This is a genomic window from Bifidobacterium sp. ESL0763 (genome assembly GCF_029433395.1).
Taxonomy (GTDB): Bacteria; Actinomycetota; Actinomycetes; order Actinomycetales; family Bifidobacteriaceae; genus Bifidobacterium.
Genome location: NZ_JAQTHW010000002.1, coordinates 1,574,467 through 1,594,352 on the forward strand (window position 1 = coordinate 1,574,467; position 19,886 = coordinate 1,594,352).

At 63.2% G+C, this 19,886-nt stretch carries 15 protein-coding genes; 10 read left to right on the top strand and 5 right to left on the bottom strand.

Translation table 11 applies throughout. The annotated features are described in order from the left end of the window. Window positions 1-70 precede the first annotated feature (70 nt). Window positions 71-736: a DUF4125 family protein gene (locus PT282_RS07160; RefSeq protein WP_277168838.1), complete on the top strand. Its 666-nt coding sequence runs from the start codon at window positions 71-73 to the stop codon at window positions 734-736. Window positions 737-984: 248 nt separating this feature from the next. After that, the gene (locus PT282_RS07165) at window positions 985-1,206 is read left to right on the top strand and encodes a hypothetical protein (RefSeq protein ID WP_277168839.1); all 222 of its coding nucleotides are present in this window, start codon (window positions 985-987) and stop codon (window positions 1,204-1,206) included. A gap of 486 nt (window positions 1,207-1,692) precedes the next feature. Here PT282_RS07165 and metG read toward each other — a convergent pair whose 3' ends face one another. Beyond that, complete coding sequence (metG, locus tag PT282_RS07170) at window positions 1,693-3,567, bottom strand: methionine--tRNA ligase (RefSeq protein ID WP_277168840.1); 1,875 nt, start codon at window positions 3,565-3,567, stop codon at window positions 1,693-1,695. A 216-nt stretch (window positions 3,568-3,783) separates the two neighbouring features. Here metG and PT282_RS07175 point away from each other — a divergent pair, with 216 nt between their 5' ends. The 3 genes from PT282_RS07175 (at window position 3,784) to PT282_RS07185 (ending at window position 7,505) form a co-directional block, all read left to right on the top strand. Next, a complete protein-coding gene (locus tag PT282_RS07175) occupies window positions 3,784-4,497 on the top strand; it encodes a hypothetical protein (RefSeq protein WP_277168841.1) in 714 nt (237 codons plus the stop codon). Window positions 4,498-4,707: 210 nt separating this feature from the next. After that, a complete protein-coding gene (locus PT282_RS07180) occupies window positions 4,708-5,103 on the top strand; it encodes a hypothetical protein (protein WP_277168842.1) in 396 nt (131 codons plus the stop codon). Window positions 5,104-5,717: 614 nt separating this feature from the next. Continuing rightward, complete coding sequence (locus tag PT282_RS07185; RefSeq protein WP_277168843.1) at window positions 5,718-7,505, top strand: MFS transporter; 1,788 nt, start codon at window positions 5,718-5,720, stop codon at window positions 7,503-7,505. Window positions 7,506-7,944: 439 nt separating this feature from the next. Here the strand turns inward: PT282_RS07185 and PT282_RS07190 are convergent, their stop codons facing one another. Together PT282_RS07190 and rsmI are read right to left on the bottom strand one after the other, a co-directional pair. Next, window positions 7,945-9,945 carry an InlB B-repeat-containing protein gene (locus PT282_RS07190; RefSeq protein WP_277168844.1) on the bottom strand — a complete coding sequence of 667 codons (2,001 nt, stop codon included), beginning with the start codon at window positions 9,943-9,945 and terminating at the stop codon, window positions 7,945-7,947. 516 nt (window positions 9,946-10,461) lie between these two features. Next, window positions 10,462-11,451, bottom strand: coding sequence for a 16S rRNA (cytidine(1402)-2'-O)-methyltransferase (gene rsmI, locus PT282_RS07195; protein WP_277168845.1), 990 nt, complete (start codon window positions 11,449-11,451; stop codon window positions 10,462-10,464). Between the two features lie 684 nt (window positions 11,452-12,135). Here rsmI and PT282_RS07200 point away from each other — a divergent pair. From PT282_RS07200 to PT282_RS07220, 5 genes are all read left to right on the top strand, one after another. Beyond that, the gene (locus PT282_RS07200) at window positions 12,136-12,960 is read left to right on the top strand and encodes an alpha/beta hydrolase (RefSeq protein ID WP_277168846.1); all 825 of its coding nucleotides are present in this window, start codon (window positions 12,136-12,138) and stop codon (window positions 12,958-12,960) included. Window positions 12,961-13,177: 217 nt separating this feature from the next. Next, a complete protein-coding gene (locus tag PT282_RS07205; protein ID WP_277168847.1) occupies window positions 13,178-13,837 on the top strand; it encodes a VTT domain-containing protein in 660 nt (219 codons plus the stop codon). A 654-nt stretch (window positions 13,838-14,491) separates the two neighbouring features. Then, window positions 14,492-15,316: a (Fe-S)-binding protein gene (locus tag PT282_RS07210; protein ID WP_277168848.1), complete on the top strand. Its 825-nt coding sequence runs from the start codon at window positions 14,492-14,494 to the stop codon at window positions 15,314-15,316. Continuing rightward, window positions 15,313-17,109 carry a LutB/LldF family L-lactate oxidation iron-sulfur protein gene (locus tag PT282_RS07215; RefSeq protein ID WP_277168849.1) on the top strand — a complete coding sequence of 599 codons (1,797 nt, stop codon included), beginning with the start codon at window positions 15,313-15,315 and terminating at the stop codon, window positions 17,107-17,109. Before PT282_RS07210 ends, PT282_RS07215 begins: the two co-directional genes overlap by 4 nt. Window positions 17,110-17,113: 4 nt before the next feature. Beyond that, entirely contained in the window at window positions 17,114-17,815 is a 702-nt protein-coding gene (locus tag PT282_RS07220) for a lactate utilization protein C (RefSeq protein ID WP_277168850.1), read from the top strand. Between the two features lie 126 nt (window positions 17,816-17,941). Here the strand turns inward: PT282_RS07220 and PT282_RS07225 are convergent, their stop codons facing one another. Together PT282_RS07225 and PT282_RS07230 are read right to left on the bottom strand one after the other, a co-directional pair. Beyond that, window positions 17,942-18,904, bottom strand: a complete 963-nt coding sequence (locus tag PT282_RS07225) for a hypothetical protein (RefSeq protein WP_277168851.1) — start codon at window positions 18,902-18,904, stop codon at window positions 17,942-17,944. A 245-nt stretch (window positions 18,905-19,149) separates the two neighbouring features. After that, window positions 19,150-19,842 (bottom strand): L-ribulose-5-phosphate 4-epimerase, encoded by a 693-nt coding sequence (locus tag PT282_RS07230; protein ID WP_277168852.1) that lies wholly within the window; start codon window positions 19,840-19,842, stop codon window positions 19,150-19,152. Window positions 19,843-19,886 lie beyond the last annotated feature (44 nt).

Here is a 19,886-nt window from a genome sequence, read left to right on the forward strand (position 1 = left end):
CGGCCGGCCACACGGCGCGAGGCTTATCTGGCAACGTGAATACGATGGGCACAAGGAAAGTGAGTCAATCATGACGGATACGGCGACGAAGCACAGCGGGCAGGGCAACAAGGATGCCGGCCCCGACCTCGACCTGGTCGAGCGGGTGATCAAGAGCGAGTGGAGCCAGTTCCAGCGCACCGACAACGAGGGCGGCCGCGCGGCCTGCCAGGGCAACTGGCCCACCTTCCATCAGATGCGCTTCAGCCAGTTCATCACCTGGCCCACGCCACTGCTCGCCAGCTACGCGCGCGACCTCGAGGCCGCCGAGCGCATTGGACGCAACCTCATCACCGAGAAATACGGGCGCATGATGGCCTCCACCTACCCCGACGAGTTCCGTCGCGACATCGAGCCCTATATCCCCAAACTCACCGCCGAACGCGTGGCGGCGCAGGAGCCGGTCATCAGCCAGCAGGTGGCGTGGGCCGACGATTTCCGCACCCGCTACCCGAAGCTCGGCCGCGAGATGCGCGTGCTGCGCACCAGCGAGGACACCGGCGAGAACACCTCGTTCGAGACCTACCTGCGCGGCGAGCTCGGCACCTACTCCGACGCCACCTTCGAGCTCTACCGCTCGTTCATCGAGACGCTGGCCAAGTCCGGCCACAACCTCACCGAGGAGACGATCCGCAACACCGTGCTGCTGGGCGGCTTCCAGTCCCTCGACGACGCCGAGGCCCAGCAGCGGCAGTAGGCCCACTACTGAACACCATGAATCACCCAATCCGGTCCATCCGGCTCATCCGGCTCATTCCGTCCCGTCCGCCACACCGGGACAAGAACAACCTGCATCCTCAGACATTGCTTTTGTAGCTCCAACATGGTCCCAAGCTACAAAAGCATCATCAGCCACCGCCAAATGTGCCATTTGTAGCTCCCACGAGACAATCGGCGACAAATGCCTTGTCGGAATTCGATAGGCCTGTCATTTATAGCTTGAACATGGCGATCGGCGACAAATGCGTCACCGAGCTCCGCCGACCGTCAAGGTTGACGCATAACGCCGCTGCCGGAGCGGCCTTGCGGGACAAGGATTTCACCGACTCGAAGCGGACAAGAGAAAAGCCCGGCGGAGAGAAGCCGCCGGGCGAGAGAGAAGAGAGAAGAAGGTTCAGTTATGAAGTTCGAAAGGAACTCCGCCAACGATCGAAATCGCTGACATGATTAATATAACCGCGTCTTCCTTGGAATTACGCGATGCAAAGCTTAGAAAGTACTGAAAATACTGTAAAGATTCTGTGTACATAACGCGGTTTGTCGCATTTTCAGCCGGATTTTGTGACCTAGGTTGCATTCCCTTCGGCCCGAACCCGCCAAACCGGCACCGAATCCATCCACAGCAGTATGCCCGACTCCATTCCCGAAACCGAACCAACCCGTACGGTTCCAACCGGCTTCATGACTAGAGTCAAAGCCATCGGCGCGTCACGACCAATTCTGCACCAGACATCAAATCAATCGGCACGGTCCAGTCCAATTTCATATCCGAAACCGAAATCGTCGACACGCCCCATCCGACTCCATGTTCAACGCCAAAGTTACCGGCACAGTTCATCCGTTTCCAGGCACGTGACCGATCGCGTCAGCCGCTTGGGCAAACCCGGCAAAGCGAACGCCGCGCGACTCGAACGGAGCCACGCGGCGCAAACCTCACTTCTCTTCGGAGCCTTCGAGCTTGGCCTTCGCCTCGGCGAGACGCTCGGCCTCGGCCTCCTGGCGCGCCTTGAGGTCGGCGTCGAAGCGCGCGAGCTCCTCGTCGACGGCCTCCGGCGGGATCTTGGCGAAGATCGGATGCGGCTTCGGCACGGGCGTGCCGGCCACCAGCGTCTCGCTCTCCCAAGGGTGCACCGTCTCGCCGAGCTTGTAGTCGCCGGTGATGATGGGGTATTTGAAGCCGGGCTTGTCGAGATCCTCGACCTCCTCGAGACGGGGCAGCGGCGAGAACGTGCCCTTGCCGCCGAGCGCCTCCCACACCTTCTGCGCGGCATGGGGCAGGAAGGGGGCGAGCAGGTGGTTCGCGTCGCTGACGGCCTGCGCGCAGGTGTGCAGCACGGTGCCCAGGCGCTTGGCGTCGTCCTTGATCTTCCAGGGCTCCACGGCCGAGATGTACTTGTTGATGTCGCCGACCACCTTCATCGCCTCGTTGAGGGCGTTCTTCTGGTGGTGGCGCTCGATGAGCCCGCCGACCACGTCGAAGGCGGCCGCGGTCTCCTCGAGCAGTGCGCGGTCCTCGGTGGTCATGGAGTCCTCGTCAAGCTCGGGGATCTCGCCGAAGTTCTTGTACATGAGGTTGGCCACGCGGTTGACCAGGTTGCCCCAGCTGGCGGCGAGCTCCTCGTTGTTGTGGCGCACGAACTCGGACCAGGTGAAGTCGGCGTCGGAGGTCTCGGGGCCGGCCACGGAGATGTAGTAGCGCACCGCGTCCACGGGGTAGCGCGCCAGGATGTCCTTGACATAGATGACGATGCCGCGCGAGGAGCTGAACTTCTTGCCCTCCATGGTCATGAACTCGCTGGCGACCACCTGCTCGGGCAGGTTGAGCTCGCCGAACTCGCCGGGCTCGCCGCCCTTGGATCCCTTGCCGTCGTAGGCCAGGATCTCGGAGGGCCAGATCTGGGAGTGGAAGGTGATGTTGTCCTTGCCCATGAAGTAGTAGGCGGGCGACTTCGGGTCGTTCCACCACTTCTTCCACGCGTCGGGCTCGCCCTTGCGCCGCGCCCATTCGATCGAGGCCGAAAGGTAGCCGATCACGGCGTCGAACCACACGTAGAGCTTCTTGTTGGGGTTGTCGATCCAGCCGTCGACGGGCACCGGGATGCCCCAGTCGATGTCGCGGGTGATGGCGCGCGGCTTGACCTCCTTGAAGAGGCCGAGCGAGAAGTTGATGACGTTGGTGCGCCAGCCCTCGCGCGACTTCAGCCACGTGAGGTTGGCCTCGGCGAGCGCCGGCAGGTCGAGGAAGAAGTGCTCGGTCTCCTCGAAGTGCGGCGTCTCGCCGTTGATCTTCGAGACCGGGTTGAGCAGTTCGTCCGGGTCGAGTTCGTTGCCGCAGTTGTCGCACTGGTCGCCGCGGGCGCCGTCGGCCCCGCAGATCGGGCAGGTGCCCTCGATGTAGCGGTCGGGCAGGGTGCGGCCGGTGGAAGGCGAGATGGCCACCTTCTGCTTGCCCTTGTAGAGGTACCCGTTCTTCAGGCACTGCTTGAACATCTCCTGGACGACGTGCTCGTGGTTGCCCGTCGTGGTGCGGGTGAAGAGGTCGTAGCTCAGGCCGAGGTCGCAGAGGTCCTTGGCGATCACGCGGTTGTAGCGGTTGGCGAGCTCCTGCGGGCCCACGCCTTCCTTGTCGGCCTCCACGAGGATGGGGGTGCCGTGCTCGTCGGTGCCGGAGACCATGAGGACATCGTTGCCCTTCATGCGCTCGAAGCGCGCGTAGACATCGGAGGGCACGCCGAAACCTGCGACGTGGCCGATGTGGCGGGGGCCGTTCGCATACGGCCAGGCAACGTTCACCAAAATATGAGTCATATCTATCGATTATTGGGCCCAGCGGGGACAGCAGGGCCGCCTTCCCTCCGGCTTCGTCCGCCGTGGGCCCGTATCCGGCAGGCGGGCGCCGGAGCCCGGGCGACCCGTCCACCGGGTCATCCACATTTTTCGCGGACCGGTTCGGGGTTATCCACATATGCACTTTTCGGCCGATCCGATTGGCGCGACGCCGTCCGTTTCCCTACGCTGGCTGGCATGAGGACCACAACCACTATCAGCAATGCAGCAAACCTCCCGACGGCACGCACGACGACGCGCACGGCCGCTGGAACGCAGAGGCGCCACGATACCGCCGCCGGAACGCAGACGCGCCACGGCACGGTCATCCGCCGCTCGACGCTGCCGCCGCCCATGTTCGGCAACCCGATGCTCACCAGCAACCGCGACCTGCCCGGCCCGCTGAGCATGCGGCGGCTCAACGACTACGGCGCGGTGCGCCAGCTGGACGAGGCCAACGGCTACCTGTGCGAGTATTCCGACACCCTGTTCGGCCGCGGGCGCATCATGACCAACCTCGTGCCACGCACCTGCATCGCCTGCTCCACCAACGCGCTGTGGGTGTGGATGGGCGGCGACTTCCCCGACGTCATCAAGGTGATCACGGATTCGCACTACCGCTCACGGGTCTACGGCAGGCCCATCGTCACGTTCAACCGCCGGGCGCCCGCCGGACAGGTCAGCGAGATAGGCGGGCTCCGGCTCACCTCGCCGACGCGCACGGCCTGCGACGTCGCGCTGCTGGAGGACGGGGAGATGGATTCGAAGGGGCGCAAGGAGACGATCTGCGCCATGATCGAGGAGTTCCACATCGAGCCCGCCGACTGCCTCGACATCCTCGACGCCAACCGCTTCTGGCGCAACGCCCCGAGGGCACGGGCGTTCTTCAGGGCCATCCTGCACTGCTTCTAGGGGACGCCGACGCCCCATTGCATATGCAGACAGATATATGGATATATGCAGGTAGCAGCCGGCGACCGCCGACGGCGATTAACGACCACGGACGACCGCGAGCGGCCACACAGACGACTACAGACAGCCACATACGAAAGCGGTCATGGAAGCTACGGGCGAAGCCGAGCGCCGATGGCTACCGACGCACCAAAAGGAGGCGAACAGGCGATGAGCACAAGCAGAGACCGCCGCGCCAAACCGTCCCACAGGCGATGGTTCCCGCATCGGCGCAAGCATGCGGACGAAGACGGGCGGGAACACGCGCCTGCCACCAGGCTGCGCGGCATGGCAGCCAACCGGAATGGCGGGCACCCATTCTCCCACACCGCATCCGGCCGCACCGCTCCCCCGCAGCCGCCACTGCGCCTCACCCCGCTGATGGCCTGCGACGAGAACACCGACGAGCGGATCCTGTGGTACATCGTCCGGCACGCGCCGGGGCTGCGCAAGTGGATCATCGCCAATCCGGCGGCCGGCCCGGAGCTGCTGGAGGCCGTCTCGCAGGCGGGCGGCCCGGGCGTGCGCGAGGGCTTCGCGGTGCTCTTCGGCGAGGTCGAGGCTTGAAAGGTCCAAGAAAAGCCTTCGTCATCAATACATAGAAGTAAAAAATATTAGACAAGGTAAAATATGCACCAGCCGGTTTCGCCGATGGCTAAGTGATGGCCAATCGACGACCAGACGCGCGACCGAAATACGGCGGTACGGGGCCAATACCCCGAAAACCGTAATAAACACAGACGTTTCTCGAGACCCCGGCGACGCCACGACCGGCCGAAAATGCAACGCCATGGCAACGCCGAAACACTCAATAAATAGACAAACAAACGTCGTAGCGGATGAAAAAACGGTAAACTAGATAAACATCTTTTGTAGCCACCGCGCTTTCGCCGCGATGGACCGTGGAGCAAAAGATCCGGAACCCGGAACGAAAAACGGACTCGACAGGCGCCCGCACGGCTGTGCGGAGCCCACGAAATCACGGCAGGCATGCCGAGCCGGCGAGGACGGGAACCTCGGCTGGCCAGACACGAGAACGCAGGGTGCGCCGCACCCGACCGCATAGCCGCACGCAAGCAGGCAGACCCGAACGAGGGCCGCCGCACCGAGTCACCGCAGGACCGGACCCGTAACGCAAGCACGCGCCACAGGGACAGACAGACAACACATGGAGGTTGCGTATGCCATCATCGCACGACCATCAGAACCACGCCTCGCGCCAATACCGTCCCTCCCGCCACAGGCCGCACCTGCCCCATCCGCACATGCCCCACATGCCCGGCCGACGTCGCAACCGCCAAGGAGCGAAGTCCAAGCCGCGCATGCGCAAGATCCAGCTGCGCCGCCAGTTCCTGCGCCAGCAGGACGTCACCGTCGTCGAGGAGAAGACCCTGAAGCAGGCCATCGCGGGCACCGTAGTGGGCAACTTCATGGAATGGTATGACTTCGGCATCTACGGCTACCTCGCGGTGACCATGGCCAGCGTCTTCACCAGCGGCCTGCCGAAAAGCATGAGCCTGATCGTGATGCTGCTCGGCTTCGCCGTGAGCTTCCTCGTGCGCCCCCTGGGCGGCATCGTGCTCGGCCCCCTCGGCGACCGCGTGGGCCGTCAGAAGGTACTGTTCCTGACCATGGGCATGATGGTGGTCTCCACCGCGCTCATCGGCATCCTGCCCACCAGCCGCCAGATCGGCGCGTGGGCCATCGTGCCGCTCTACGCCCTGCAGATGGTTCAGGGCTTCTCGACCGGCGGCGAGTATTCCGGCGCGACCACCTACATTTCGGAATTCTCCCCCGACCGCAAGCGTGGCTTCTACAGCGCCTGGCTCGACATGGGCTCCTACATCGGCTCGGCGGTCGGCGCCATGATGGTGGCACTGACCACCACGATCGCCGAACACGGCTGGGGCGTCGACGCCATGGCCAACGGCGGCTGGCGCATCCCCTACCTGCTCACCATCCCACTGGGCGTCATCGCCATGGCCCTGCGCAGCCGCATCCCGGAGACCCCGCAGTTCGCGGCGCACCAGGACCGCCAGAAGGAGGAGCAGCAGGAGCTGACGCACGAGGCCCGCGAGGCCGCCTGGCGACGGGTCCCCGCCTCCGACCGCCCCGGCACCATGATGTACGTCATCAAGCGCCACTGGCGCCGTCTGCTCATCGCCGTGGCCATCGTGGCCGCCACCAACACGGCCGGCTACCTGCTCACCAGCTACATGCCCACCTACCTGCGCGAGGAGGTCGGCACCTCGCCCACCATGGCCGCCGCGGCCACCGCGCCCGTGCTCATCATCATGGCGCTGTGCCTGCCGCTCATCGGCCACCTCTCCGACATCGTGGGCCGCAAGCCGGTCTATTCGGTGGCGGTCATCTCCACGTTCGTGCTGGTCTACCCGGCCTTCCAGCTGCTGCACCACGGCACGTTCTGGGCCATCCAGGGCGCGCTGGCGATGCTCGCCATCCCCGTGGCCTTCTACGCCGGGGTCTCCGCGAGCACGCTGCCGGCGCTCTTCCCCACCGAGTCGCGTTTCTCGGGCATGGGCCTCTCCTATAACTTCGCCGTCTCGCTGTTCGGCGGCACCTCGCCGCTGATCTCGCAGGCGCTGATCACCTTCACCGGCAACCACGACATGCCCGGCTTCTACATCATGTTCTTCGCGATCTTCAGCGGCATCGCCACCCTGGTGATGCGCGAGTCCTCGCGGGCCCCGCTGCCCGGCTCGATGCCGACGGTGGGCAGCGACGCCGAGGCGAAGTTCCTCGTACGCACCCAGGAGATGAACCCGAAGATCGACACCAGCACCATGCCGATGCCCCTGGTCACCGTCGAGATTCCCGCCGGGCAGATGCTGCCCCAGCGCCCCGAGAACATCAAGCCCGTGAAGAAGGACGAGCGCAAGGGCAAGGACGCGGATAAGTCCGAGGGCGAATCCAAGCCGGGTTCCAGCTCGGCCTCGAAGGCCAAGTAAGAACCAGCATCGACCTTGCGACCGAGTAAGTCGGCAGCCAAAAGAACGCCTTTCCGACACAGCGATGTGCATGTCGGAAAGGCGTTTTCATATGTGCATGAGCGGGCGAACCCCGCACGCACGCCAGCAGCCCATGGCAGGCTCCCTATACGGCGAACGGCAATCACCCCATTGAGCGCAATAGTTCCGACCGCGCATCAAGCCCATTCCCCGGCCGTCCCGGAGCGTGCGTCCACCCAACTCGAACATGACCAAGGCCAGACGAGGCAACCCCTCACACCCTCAAACGGACACGCTTTTTGGCCGTCCTGCCCAACATTGACGCAGCCACTCCTACCAGAGATTGGCTCATCGCCGGCCAATCCAATCGGTCCGATAAAAAACGGGCCCGAGGTGTTGCCCTCGGACCCGTTGGTCTTTCAGTTTTCAGTGGCGAACATCAGTCACGACGACGCATCGCGATCCACGCGGCCGCGCCGGCGGCCATCAGCATGAGCGAGACCACCAGAAGAGGCATGGTCGCGCTGCCCGTGGAAGCCAGGCGGGACTGGGCATCAGCGGCCTTGGCCTTGTTGCCGGCCTTGTTGCCGGCCTTGTCGGCGGCTGAGCCGGTCTGGTCGGAGGCCGTGCCATCAGAATCATTGCCATTCGAAACGGTGCCGTTGGAACCGTTGTCACCCGTGGAAGGCTCCTCTGAGGTAGCGTCCTTCTCCCAGGCGGCGGTCAGCACGATCTGGGCGTACGGCTCGTTCGCCCTGGTCTCGGAATCAACACCGGTCACCATATCGTCCTTGGCCTGGAACTTCTCGCCGGGCTGATAGGTCTTGCCCTCGCCGTTGACCTGCCAGCCTGCGAAATGATACTTATCCTTGGCATATGTCGACGGCGCGGCAGGCAGCTCAATGGAATCGGGCAAATCCCCGCCCAAGTAGGCCACCTTCTGACTATCGCCGTTAGCTTCCGTACCTGGCTCGAGCGTCAGCCGGTACTTCGCCCACTTGCCCGTGAACGAGGTCGGACCGTCGACCGAGACCGAAGACCCGGCGCCGTTCAGCAGCTCCTCGCCATCGGCCTGCCAGCCGAGGAAGACGTAGCGATAATCCGTGCCGCCCTGGTTGAAGGTCTTGCTTGGCGCTGCGGGCAGCGTCACCTTGCCATCGGCATTCGCCGCGGCGTCAGCGGGATCGTCCGCATCGTGCCCGGTGCCGGCCGTGAAATCGACGATCGGAGCCCAGTGCGCGGTGAACGTGGTGCTGGTCATGAGGGTCGCGCTGAAGTTGTAGGCGTAGCGGGCGTTCGGCTGGAACCAGCCGAGGAACTTATAGCCGGGACGCGTCGGGTCGGCGGGCTGGGTCGGCGTGAAGAAGGAGAGGCCGTTCTGGCTGATCGGGAACGTCTGGTCCGGCGCGGACGTCGTACCTTCGCCGGCGTCGAACGAGACCACGTACTGCCAGCGTCCGTAAAGGGTCACACCCAGGCGGGGCCTTTCGCCGGCGAAATCGATCGGCATCTGGTCGTATTCGGATTCGCCGCTCGGCGTGACGAAGGTGTCGCCGGGCTGGTAGGTCGTGCCGGTGCCGTCAAGCTTCGTGTTCCAGCCGAGGAAGGTGGCGTTCATCCACTTGCTGGTTTGCCCGGGCTGCGGCAGCGTGATCGAGTCGCCCAGATGGTCGACGCCCGTCTTGGCGAACGCGTTGTAGCGGGTGTCGCCGGAACCATCGGCCTTGGGCACGACGCCCTGGAAGTCGACCGCGTACTTGTTCCAGATGAAGTAGAAGTGGTGCGTGCCGGGCTCAACGGTGTAGTCGTCGGAGTAGCCGGTTCCGGTGCTGGTGGTCAGCGGCTGGCCGGAGCCGTCACGCTCGGTGTTCCAGCCGATGAGATGGTAATAGTACGTCTTCTGGCTGCCGTTTTCGGTGACCTTGTACGAAGGGGTGGCGCCGAAGAAGGTGTCCTTGTTGGTCTTCTGCTCGATCGGCGTCCTCAGGTTGACGGACGAGCCGACCGCAGCGGTCACTGTGACGGTCACCGGGTCATCCTGGGGATGGTCGCGGTTCCAGGCCTCGATGACGACGGTGCCTTGGCTGTCGTCGTCCTGCGTGGAGACCTGAGACTGGGAAGCGTTGGAAGCCGAGACCGCCGAGGCGGAGGCGCCGAGGCCGGTCGCCTCGGGCTTGGAGGACGGGTCACCGGATGCCGCCTGCTGGGGCTTGGTGGCGTTGGACGTGTTGGTTGGATTGGAGGCCGACTGCTCTGTCTGCGCCGGTTGCGCCGAGGAATCGTCGGAAGAGTTTGAGGAACCGGAGGGAATAGCCGCACTGCTCTGCGCGGTCGGTGCCGCGGAATCGATGGATGATGTACTTGAGGCGTTGGCCGCCGGGGCTCCGAAAACGGAAAGGAGCATGGACGCCGCCGTGATGATGATTATTGATTTGTTCATAACACCATCAGTCTTACAGAGATTGCTTGGCGATTACATCTCGTTAGTTGCTATTTCGCCCGATAAAGCACGCACAGCGGTTATTTTTGCGTAATGCGGTTTTTTGATATCAGACAAACGTTGAAATTCCGCCGTTTTTAGCACACCTGTGACCCACGACACAAACGGCGCAGCGAAACGCAATACATGTTCTTCAGGCGCATTCGGGTTTTCGGAACCAGCATATCCATCCCCGATTTTGCGGCCGAGCGGACGATGCCGGCACACTCGCGTCCGAGCCGCGGCCCGCTCAGCGGAAGTGCGATATCAACCGACCACGCCACGCCCACAACTCGCGATGAAGTTCTCTGGCGCGAAACCCATCTTGACGCAGACACCCCAGCACCCACACTCGTTCTCCACACGCGGCAACGACCTGCGACAACCGCCCATGACACGACATCCGCCTGCCATACCACCCATGCGCACACCATGGAACCTGCCGACGGACATCGTCGATACGCTTGCGCCGGGGACCTACTTGAGCTTCAGCGTCTCGGCGTAGACGGCCTTGCGGTTGGCGAGCGAGCCATCGGGCAGCGGGTGCTCGGCGACCACGGCGGCGATGGCGTCCTTGACGCGCAGACCCTGCGCCTTGGAGCGTTCGATGGCGAGCGCGGCCAGATCGGCGACGCTCAGCGCCTGCCCGGTTCCCGCATCGGCCGCGAGCGCCTCCTCCTCTCTGGCGCCGGCGATGACCAGAACGATCTCGCCGCGCGGCGGGTCGTCGACCACGGACTGACGGATCTCGGCGACACTGCCCCGCCGGATCTGCTCGTAGCCCTTGGTGAGCTCGCGGCACAGCGCCATCGGACGGCCGGGGCCGAACTGGTCGAGCAGGTCGTCCATCGTGCCGGCGATGCGGTGCAGGGTCTCGTAGAAGACGATGGTCCGGCGTTCGGCGCGCAGCGAGCGGAACCGTTGGATGCGCTCGTTGTGCTTGCGCGGCACGAATCCCTCGTAGCAGAACCGGTCGGTCGGCAGCCCGGAGAGGGCGAGGGCGTCAAGCACCGCGCTGGGGCCGGGCGCGCAGGTCACCGGCAGATCACGCTCGATGGCTCGGCGCACGATGGCCACGCCCGGGTCGTTGACGGTGGGCATGCCGGCGTCGGAGACCACCAGCACCGTCGCGCCGCGCTCCACCTCGTCCAGCAGGCCATCGGCCTTCTCTCGCTCGTTGTGGTCGTGGTTGGCGACCACCCGGCCGCCCACATGCACGCCCAGCCGGTTGGCCAGATCGTAGAGGCGGCGCGTGTCCTCGGCGGCCACGATGTCGGCCCGCTCGAGCAGCGCGACCAGGCGTGCGGAGGCGTCGCCCATGTTGCCGATCGGCGTCGCAGCCAGCACCACCGTCCCCCGCGGTATCTCCACCACCGGCCCGGCGGGTCCGGAGGGTCTGGCTGTCTTCGCCACAACGTCTTCCGCGCCATTCGTTTCCTCGGCGGCCCGCGCGCTCTCGTTACTCATTACTTGTTCTCCACATGCGTTCCCATTACTCATCACTTGTTCCCCACGCACGGCCCCGCCTCTCACCACGTCATTATTCTTACGGTCCGGCTCGCCGTCATATTCAGGTTCCTGCGTCTTCATACCCCCAAGTATCCATCACCGCGGTGACGCAACCCCCGCCATCGCCGCTCCCTTCGGTCAGCAACAAGACAATCCCGCTAGTTTTCGTACGTTTTGGCCGCCCAAACCGTACGTTTTCTCGCAGGACCGTCCGTTTTCTCACGCGACTGTCTTGTTTCTCGCAGGACCGACCGGTCACTGGCGCAACCACCACATACATACCGCCAGTCTGTCAATTTCAGGAGTAGACCACATGAAATTCCAGGAGTAGACCTAGTGAAATTTCAGGAATAGGGACCATGAACTACCAAAAAGGCAATTAAGCAAGGCAGCCGCCACAACCCCGAACATCATTGGCAACCAACGCTGGGCACCCAATATGGCAGGCCGCTGTCCTTCGGCAACCTGCAGGAGCTCATCGTCTGATCACCCAACAAACCGACCATCGAATCATCCAGCCGGCGATACGGCAACACAGCCGGGGCGAACCGTCGGGCAAGCTTCTTAGAATTCGGCGTAGGCACCGGCGGAGAGACACGCACCATATACACAGCGGCCGCCGCGCGCAGAGGAAGGGAAACCATGCAGTACATCACCAAGACCATCAAGGGCATCGACGGCAGCGTCGCCACACTCACCGGCTACATCGCCGACAACTCCAAGGAGATCGACCCGAACCGTCGCCGTCCGGCGGTGCTCATCTTCCCCGGCGGCGGCTTCAACAAGGTGACCGACCGCGAGGCCGAGCCCATTGCGATGATGGCGCTGGCGGCCGGCGTGCAGGCGTTCGTGCTGCGCTATTCCATCAAGCCCTCGCAGTACCCGGTCCAGATGCTCGAGGGTGCCGAGGCCATGAAACTCATCCGCTCCAACGCCGAAGAGTGGCACGTCGACCCGAAGGCCGTCACCGTCATCGGCTTCTCCTGCGGCGGCCAGCTGGCGGCCTCGATGGCCACCTCCACCGGCGACGACGCGATGCGCGCCAACGGCTACGACCCCGACGAGGTGCGCGCCGACGGACTGGCGCTGTGCTACCCGGTGCTCACCGCCGGCAAATACCGCCACGAGGGCACCATCGAAAAGCTGCTCGGCGACAAGCTGAACGATGAGAAAATGATCGACGAGATCTCGTGCGAGAAGCACGTGGACGCCAAGACGCCGGCCACCTTCATCTGGCAGACCGTCACCGACGCGGTGGTGCCGGTGCAGAACTCACTGCTCTTCCTCAACGCCTGCGTCAAGGCCGGCGTGAGCGTCGAGGCGCACATCTTCCCGCAGGGCCCGCACAGCCTCTCCCTGGCCACCTCCGAAACCGCGGCCGCCGGCAACGACGCGCAGATCGAGCCGAGCGCCCAGGTCTGGACGAGCCTCTGGGCCGCCTGGATCAAGCGCAACTTCGCCAAGTAACGCCGAAACCCACTCACAAAAGTCGAAGATACGACAATGAAAATGGCGGAATTCCGCCAAACATCCGTTGCTATCTTCGACTTGTGTGAGTGGCGTCATCGATAATCCACCACGTTTGTGCAGATTCGCGGGCGCTCGGGCGGCGGCAGGGCCACGGGCGCGCACCCGCTGGTAGTGTGGTGGAGGTTGACAATCGACACGTGACAGACGGGACACCATGGGCTTCATCAAATTCCTCATCGAACTGCTGAAGGATCCGCGCACCATCATCGCCGGCTGGATCTCGATGGGCGTGGCCCCGACGCTCGGCTTCATCTTCCTGATCGTCTTCGTCGAGACCGGCGTGGTTTTCTTCCCGTTCCTGCCCGGCGACTCGCTGCTCTTCGCGGCCGGCTTCTTCGCGGCGCCCGACGCGGTGACCGGCAAATCCGCGCTGCCGCTCTTCGCCCTGCTGCCCGTCATCTGGTCCGCACCGATCATCGGCGACCAGTGCAACTACCTCATCGGCCGTTTCTTCGGCCGCAAGATCATCGACAGCGGCAAGGTCAAGGCCATGACCCCCGAGCGCCTGGCCAAGACCGAGGCGATGATCGACAAGTGGGGCCCGCTCGCCGTCTTCCTGGGCCGCTTCTTCCCGTTCATCCGCACGTTCATGCCGTTCATTTCCGGGCTTTCGGGCATGCGCTGGCGCCGCTTCACGCCGTTCTCGATGCTGGGCGGCCTGACCTGGTCGACCCTGTTCACCCTGCTGGGCTACTTCTTCGGCGGCATCCCCGTGGTGCAGGAGAACTTCGAACTGGTGATCATCGCCATCCTCGTCATCTCACTGCTGCCCACCATCATCGGCCTGCTCAAGGCGAAGTTCGGCAAAAAGTAACCTATCCCCATCGCTCGGTTTCCCCAACCAACCGTTGCTGCCCGAAACAGGTCAATCCTGCCTCTTTCCAACCGTTTCCTGCTTTTTTAGTTCATTTTTACTCCCGAAAATGTACTAGGCAGGAAACAATTGGGACCACCTTGAGGGGGCCGACGCCGATCCTTCCCGCCGTGATTTGTCCCGAAAACCGTACCGTCAATAGGTCGAGACACGGTTCTTTAGAACATCAAACGTTACACTCCGAGATTTTCCGTTTCGTTATATCTATGGTTTGATAAGAACCAACACAATCCACAAACCTCATTCCCGACCTTCACAAACCCCTATCCCGAACCGCGAAAAACAGTTCAGCACACGCAATATTGTGTCAATATCGGAAAGGAATCATCTGTCCGCAAAACCTCGAAATCACCCCTCTTCCTTACAGAAACCTCGGTTTTGGCTCCATATCAACCATTTTGTGACAAACGTCACGTTGACAATCCAAATTTATCCGAAAAACGCCGAGCTGGATTTCGCGCCGGCCTCCTACAGTAATAATCTAGAGGTGTCAGCGCCGACTTAGAACGTTATGAGCCGAACAGTACAGGACGCTGAGCCGGAAGTACCCGAAGTACCTGGACGCCGAAGCGCGCGCCCATTGAAGGAGCGAAAATGAAGGTAGTGATCTTCTCCACCTGCCTGGTCGACCTGATATTCCCGAATGTCGGCAAGGCTATGGTCGAAGTCCTGGAAAGGTTCGGCTGCGAGACCTACATGCCGATGCAACAGATCTGCTGCGGTCAGATCACATTCAACAGCGGCTATGTGAAGGAATCTACGAAGGTGATGCACAACGAGATCGACGCGCTGATGAGCGTCGACGCGGACTACATCGTCGGCCCCGCCGGTTCCTGCGTCAATATGTTGAAGGAGCTGCAGTTCCACCTGCCCAAGGGCGACGACGAATACAAGGCCAAGGCCCACGAGATGGCCAGCAAGACCTACGAGTTCTCGCAGTTCCTCTACCGAGTGCTGGGCGTGCTCGACGCCGGCGCGGAGCTCGACGCCGTGGCCACCTACCACCGCTCCTGCCACATGACCCGCCTGCTGGGCGAGCGCGAGAGCCCCTATATCCTCATGGACCACGTCAAGGGCCTGACCGTCAAGCAGCTCCCCCACATCGAGAACTGCTGCGGCTTCGGCGGCATGTTCTCCATGAAGGTGCCCTCAGTCTCCCAGGAAATGGTCAACGAGAAGGTCTCGGACGTCGAAAGCACCGGTGCCGAGGTCCTCATCTCCTGCGACCCCGGCTGCCTGATGAACATCGGCGGCCGCTTCAACAGGCTCGGCAAGAAGATCACCATCATGCACCTGGCGGAAGTGCTCAACAGCAATGTCGACATGAGCCGCGTCAAGTACGTCACCGCCGAGGACCGCAAGGCGATCGACCAGGCCGCACTTGAGAAGTCCAACGCACACGAGGAGGCTCTGGTATGAGCACCACACAAATGGACGACACCATGTTCCGCCGCACCGGCCAGAAGACCGGCACGATGCTGCAGTATGGCGACCCGAACTTCGTCAACCGCGTCCACCAGAGCACGGCCGACAAATTCGCGCACGGCGCCATCTCCAGCGCCCAGGACGCGCAGTGGGTCAAGCGCGAGACCGCCCGCGCCGAGCTCGGCAACTGGGAGGGATGGCGTGACCTGAGCGAGCAGATCCGCCAGCATTGCGTCCGCTACCTGCCCGATTACCTCGAGGAGTTCTCCGACAACGTCGAGAAGCGCGGAGGGCACGTCTTCTTCGCCCAGACCGACGTCGAGGCACGCGACTTCATCACCGATCTGGTGAAGAAGAAGCAGGCGCACAAGATCGTCAAGCCGAAGTCCATGGTCACCTCCGAGATCGGGCTCGACAAGGCGCTGCTGAAGATCGACGGCGTCAAGGTCACCGAGACCGACCTGGCCGAGTTCATCCTGGAGCTCGACGACTGGGACGAGCCCTCCCACCTGGTCTTCCCGGCTCTGCACAAGAACCGCGACCAGGTGCAGAAGCTCTTCGCCAAGCTCGGCTACACGGGCGACAACGACCCGCAGCATGAGGCGCGCTTCTCGCGCAAGGTGCTGCGCGAGCGCTTCCTCGAGGCGGATATGTCGATCACCGGCTGCAACTTCGCCGTGGCCGACCAGGGCATGGTCAACATCGTCACCAACGAGGGCAACGCCGACCTCTCCATGGCCATCGCGCCCACGCAGGTGGTGGTGATGGGCATGGAGCGCATCGTGCCGACCCTGCGCGAGGCCGAGACGATGGACAACATGCTCGTGCGTTCCGCGGTGGGCACCAAGCTCACCTCCTACTGCAGCTTCGTCTCCCCGAAGCTCCCCGACGAAGCCGACGGCCCCGAGGACTTCTACGTGGTGATCGTCGACAACGGCCGCTCCAACGCGCTCGGCACCGAGTTCGAGCCGATCCTGCAGTGCATCCGCTGCGCCTCGTGCCTCAACGTCTGCCCCATCTACCGCAACATCGGCGGCAAGGGCTACGGCTCGGTCTATCCGGGCCCGATCGGCGCCGTGCTCTCCCCGCTGCTGCAGGGCGACTACGGCGACTTCCACGACCTGCCCTACGCCTGCTCCCTGTGCTCGGCTTGCACCGCCACCTGCCCGGTGAAGATCCCGCTGCACGAGCTGATCCTGAAGCACCGCGAGGTGATGATGAACGACAAGCACATGGGCGACCTCATCTCCGACACCGTCATGAAGGTCGTCGGTATGGGCACCGGCCATTCCTCGCTCTTCCGCACCGCGCTCACCTTCGATCACGTCGCGATGAACGCCATCGCCAAGAAGGGCGTCAAGGACCCGGAGACGGGCACGCGCGTGCCGGACACGGCCAAGAACCTCGACGAGAACGGCAAGCACGAGGAGTGGATGCCGTTCGTCTTCGGCGGCTGGACCAAGGTCCGCGACCTGCCGGAACCGCCGGCCCATTCCAAGAACTTCCGCACCTGGTTCAACAAGCGCAAGAAGTCCCAGATCGCCGAGGCCGGTGGGGAGGACGCCTTCCGCAAGACCCAGGCGGACATCCTCGCCAAGAACCCGAACGCTCCCAAGGCCTTCGGCACCTACGACAACAGCGTCTCCGCGCGCAAGGTCGGCCGCGAGCAGACCACGCCGCTTTCGGACGCGACCGTGCCGACCGCGCTCGGCTCCATCGAGGAGGCCGGGGTCGGCGACTATGCCGACCGTGCCAAGGGCAACGCCGACAATGGGAAGAAGGACTGAACAGATGACCGATCGTGAGACATTCCTCAACTATCTCGCCGAGAAGAGCGGGCGTCCGCGCCATCAGCTCAAGGACCATCCGCTCAAGCCGGTCAACGACCTGCCCGAGACCACGATGTCCGGCCATTCGCAGGACGAGCTGCTCGAGATCGCGCGCAAGAACGCCCCGGCGGTGCACGTCGACTTCCAGACCACCGACAAGGCCGGCCTGCCCGCCGCGCTCGACAAGTTCATCGCGGCCAAGGCGGACGGCAAGCTGCTGCTGCCCACCGACGACGAGAGCTATTCGGCGTTCGGGCTCACCGGCTGGCGCGACGGGCTCGACCCGAAGCCGTCGTTCTGGGTGCCGGGTGCCGGCCGCAAGGCCAACATAGACACGGCGAACCATTCGGAGGCCGCCATCGGCTTCGCCGACATGCTGTGCGCCGAGTCCTGCACCATAACCGCGCCGACCACGCCCGGCCAGGGCCGTGCCTTCCACTTCCTGCCCGTGCACTACCTGAGCGTCATCTGCAAGTCGCGCATCGTCGCCCGCACCCGCCAGGCGATGGACTACTACGAGCCGCGCATCAAGTCCGGCGAGATCAAGACCTCGAACCTCAACTTCATCACCGGCACCTCGTCGACTGGCGACATCGAGATGGTCCTGGTCGTCGGCGTCCACGGCCCGCTCGACATGACCTACCTGGTCGTCGAGGACATGTAGCCCCTGCTGGTAGCATTCCCGATTTGCGCCATAAACAAGCCGCTGAGAGTCAGTGAGCGGCCCGTTTATGGCGCAATTTCATAAAGTCGCCATTTTTACGCCACTGACCGGTCCTCAGCGGCTCATTTATGGCGCAAATCGCGGAATACCCGCGTTGGCCAGCTTGGCGATAAGAGGCGCACGATTCCGGACTTCCCGGTAATCGGTCCTCAGGATATCGGTGACTCCGGCTCTCATCAGCGCCGATTCACGCTCACGTTCCGCATGTACGACTTCCCTGGTGGAACGATTCCCGGTCATATCCGTGTCATCGTATTTCCGCATACCGTCGAATTCGAGAACGACCACCCGTCCATCGCGAAAATGCCAAGAGAAATCCGCGCGATATACGCCACTCACGTCAGCCGGATCGACAAACACACGCTGCAGTTGCGGAAGCATGAAACGGGACTCGATGATCACGGCTCGGCACAATGACTCTCCGCCATTCTCGCTCAACGGATTCGCATAGCGCACCAGTCTGCCCACTTTCGGCTTGACATGGTGCAATCCACGACAGGCTTTCACGACATCATCGCCGTGCACCAATCCAAGCCTCATGGCGGAATCGGCGACCGCCAGCCCCTGTGCGAATGAATAACGCATGCCGCAATCGACCACGGTTCGCGCCGGATCCGTGACCCTGATTCCCCCATGCTTGCCTACCCGCAACCAAGACACACCGCGATACTCGAGACGAGAGCATTTGCTGTGACTCGCGGACCCCTCATTGGCCACAGTCACCTTGCCGTCCGCAAACATCGACCATGGGCAGTCGAAGCCCCATACCAATGCGGCGCTGGATCCGGCGAACACCCACCGTGGATGCCGCATCGCCAGAGCCCGAATGAGATGGAGCATGCGTTCGGGCGGACTCAGCTGCCGCCAATAGTGCGTACGCGCATACATATTCATGTATGGGGACACCAATTCGCCGGCCTTGCGCCTTCTGCGCAGCGCCTTACGCTGGGAATCGGTGGCGCCGAAGAAACAGCGCCGCTCGGATTCCGCCCGTTCGGCCAATATCTCGAGTTCCTTGTGCTTTTTCATGCCCCAAGCGTAGGCGCCCATGCGCCAGACGGGGAAGCCCCAACCGACACTGTGGTCGAACGCCCGACCCCTCGGCGTGTTGTGCATAACTCATCGCAATTTACGCCATAAATAAGCCACTGACATGACCTTAGCGGCTCAAATATGGCGCAATAATAAAATTCCGCCATAAACGGGCCGCTGAGCGAATCTCAGTGGCTTATTTATGGCGGAATCGGAAACGCAGGTACGACTACGGCTGCAGGTCAGTGCTGGCCGTAGACGTTCTGGTAGCGGTCGTTGAGCTTGTCGATGTCGGCCTGCGCGATGGGGATGATGTCGCCGAGCTGACGGGCGGCCCACATGGTGTGCGCCACCTCCTCGGTCATCGCGGCTGCCTTGACGGCCGACTCGCCGTCCTTGCCGATGGTGAACGGGCCGTGGTTCTGCATGAGCACGGCCGGGGAATGCGGGTACTTCTTGAGCGTCTCGACCACGCCCTTGCCGATGGCCTCGGAGCCGATGAGCTCGAACGGGCCGACGGGCACGGGGCCGCCGAACTCGTCGCCCATCATGGTCAGCCCGCAGGGGATGTCCTGGCCAGTGGCGGCCCAGGCGGTCGCATAGGTGGAGTGGGTATGGACCACGCCGTAGACGTCGGGCATGTGGCGGTAGATATAGGCATGCGACTTGGTGTCGGAGCTGGGGCCGGCGAGGCCGTCGACCGGGTCGCCGTTGAGGTCGCAGACCACCATCGACTCGGGGGTCAGGCTCTCATAGCGCATGCCACTGGGCTTGATCACCATCAGGTCGGCGGTGCGTAGGCGCTGCGAGACGTTGCCGGCCGTCCAGACCACCAGGTTCCACTTGATCAGCTGCTCGTGCAGGGAGGCGACGACCTGGCGCACCTGCTTCACCTCGGCGCGGACCTCGGGGCCAAAATCATCCAACGTAGTCATATGACTGCTCCTTTCAATTTCGATTCCCGCCGACGTGACCTCCA

Bases quoted from the DNA above. Each gene is read 5' to 3' on its own strand.
- PT282_RS07205 (WP_277168847.1), top strand. From the start codon at position 13,178: ATGGGCTTCATCAAATTCCTCATCGAACTGCTGAAGGATCCGCGCACC.
- PT282_RS07175 (WP_277168841.1), top strand. From the start codon at position 3,784: ATGAGGACCACAACCACTATCAGCAATGCAGCAAACCTCCCGACGGCA.
- PT282_RS07220 (WP_277168850.1), top strand. From the start codon at position 17,114: ATGACCGATCGTGAGACATTCCTCAACTATCTCGCCGAGAAGAGCGGG.
- PT282_RS07165 (WP_277168839.1), top strand. From the start codon at position 985: ATGGCGATCGGCGACAAATGCGTCACCGAGCTCCGCCGACCGTCAAGG.
- PT282_RS07180 (WP_277168842.1), top strand. From the start codon at position 4,708: ATGAGCACAAGCAGAGACCGCCGCGCCAAACCGTCCCACAGGCGATGG.
- PT282_RS07215 (WP_277168849.1), top strand. From the start codon at position 15,313: ATGAGCACCACACAAATGGACGACACCATGTTCCGCCGCACCGGCCAG.
- PT282_RS07230 (WP_277168852.1), bottom strand. From the start codon at position 19,842: ATGACTACGTTGGATGATTTTGGCCCCGAGGTCCGCGCCGAGGTGAAG.
- rsmI (WP_277168845.1), bottom strand. From the start codon at position 11,451: ATGAGTAACGAGAGCGCGCGGGCCGCCGAGGAAACGAATGGCGCGGAA.
- PT282_RS07160 (WP_277168838.1), top strand. From the start codon at position 71: ATGACGGATACGGCGACGAAGCACAGCGGGCAGGGCAACAAGGATGCC.
- PT282_RS07185 (WP_277168843.1), top strand. From the start codon at position 5,718: ATGCCATCATCGCACGACCATCAGAACCACGCCTCGCGCCAATACCGT.
- PT282_RS07210 (WP_277168848.1), top strand. From the start codon at position 14,492: ATGAAGGTAGTGATCTTCTCCACCTGCCTGGTCGACCTGATATTCCCG.
- PT282_RS07190 (WP_277168844.1), bottom strand. From the start codon at position 9,945: ATGAACAAATCAATAATCATCATCACGGCGGCGTCCATGCTCCTTTCC.
- PT282_RS07200 (WP_277168846.1), top strand. From the start codon at position 12,136: ATGCAGTACATCACCAAGACCATCAAGGGCATCGACGGCAGCGTCGCC.
- PT282_RS07225 (WP_277168851.1), bottom strand. From the start codon at position 18,904: ATGAAAAAGCACAAGGAACTCGAGATATTGGCCGAACGGGCGGAATCC.
- metG (WP_277168840.1), bottom strand. From the start codon at position 3,567: ATGACTCATATTTTGGTGAACGTTGCCTGGCCGTATGCGAACGGCCCC.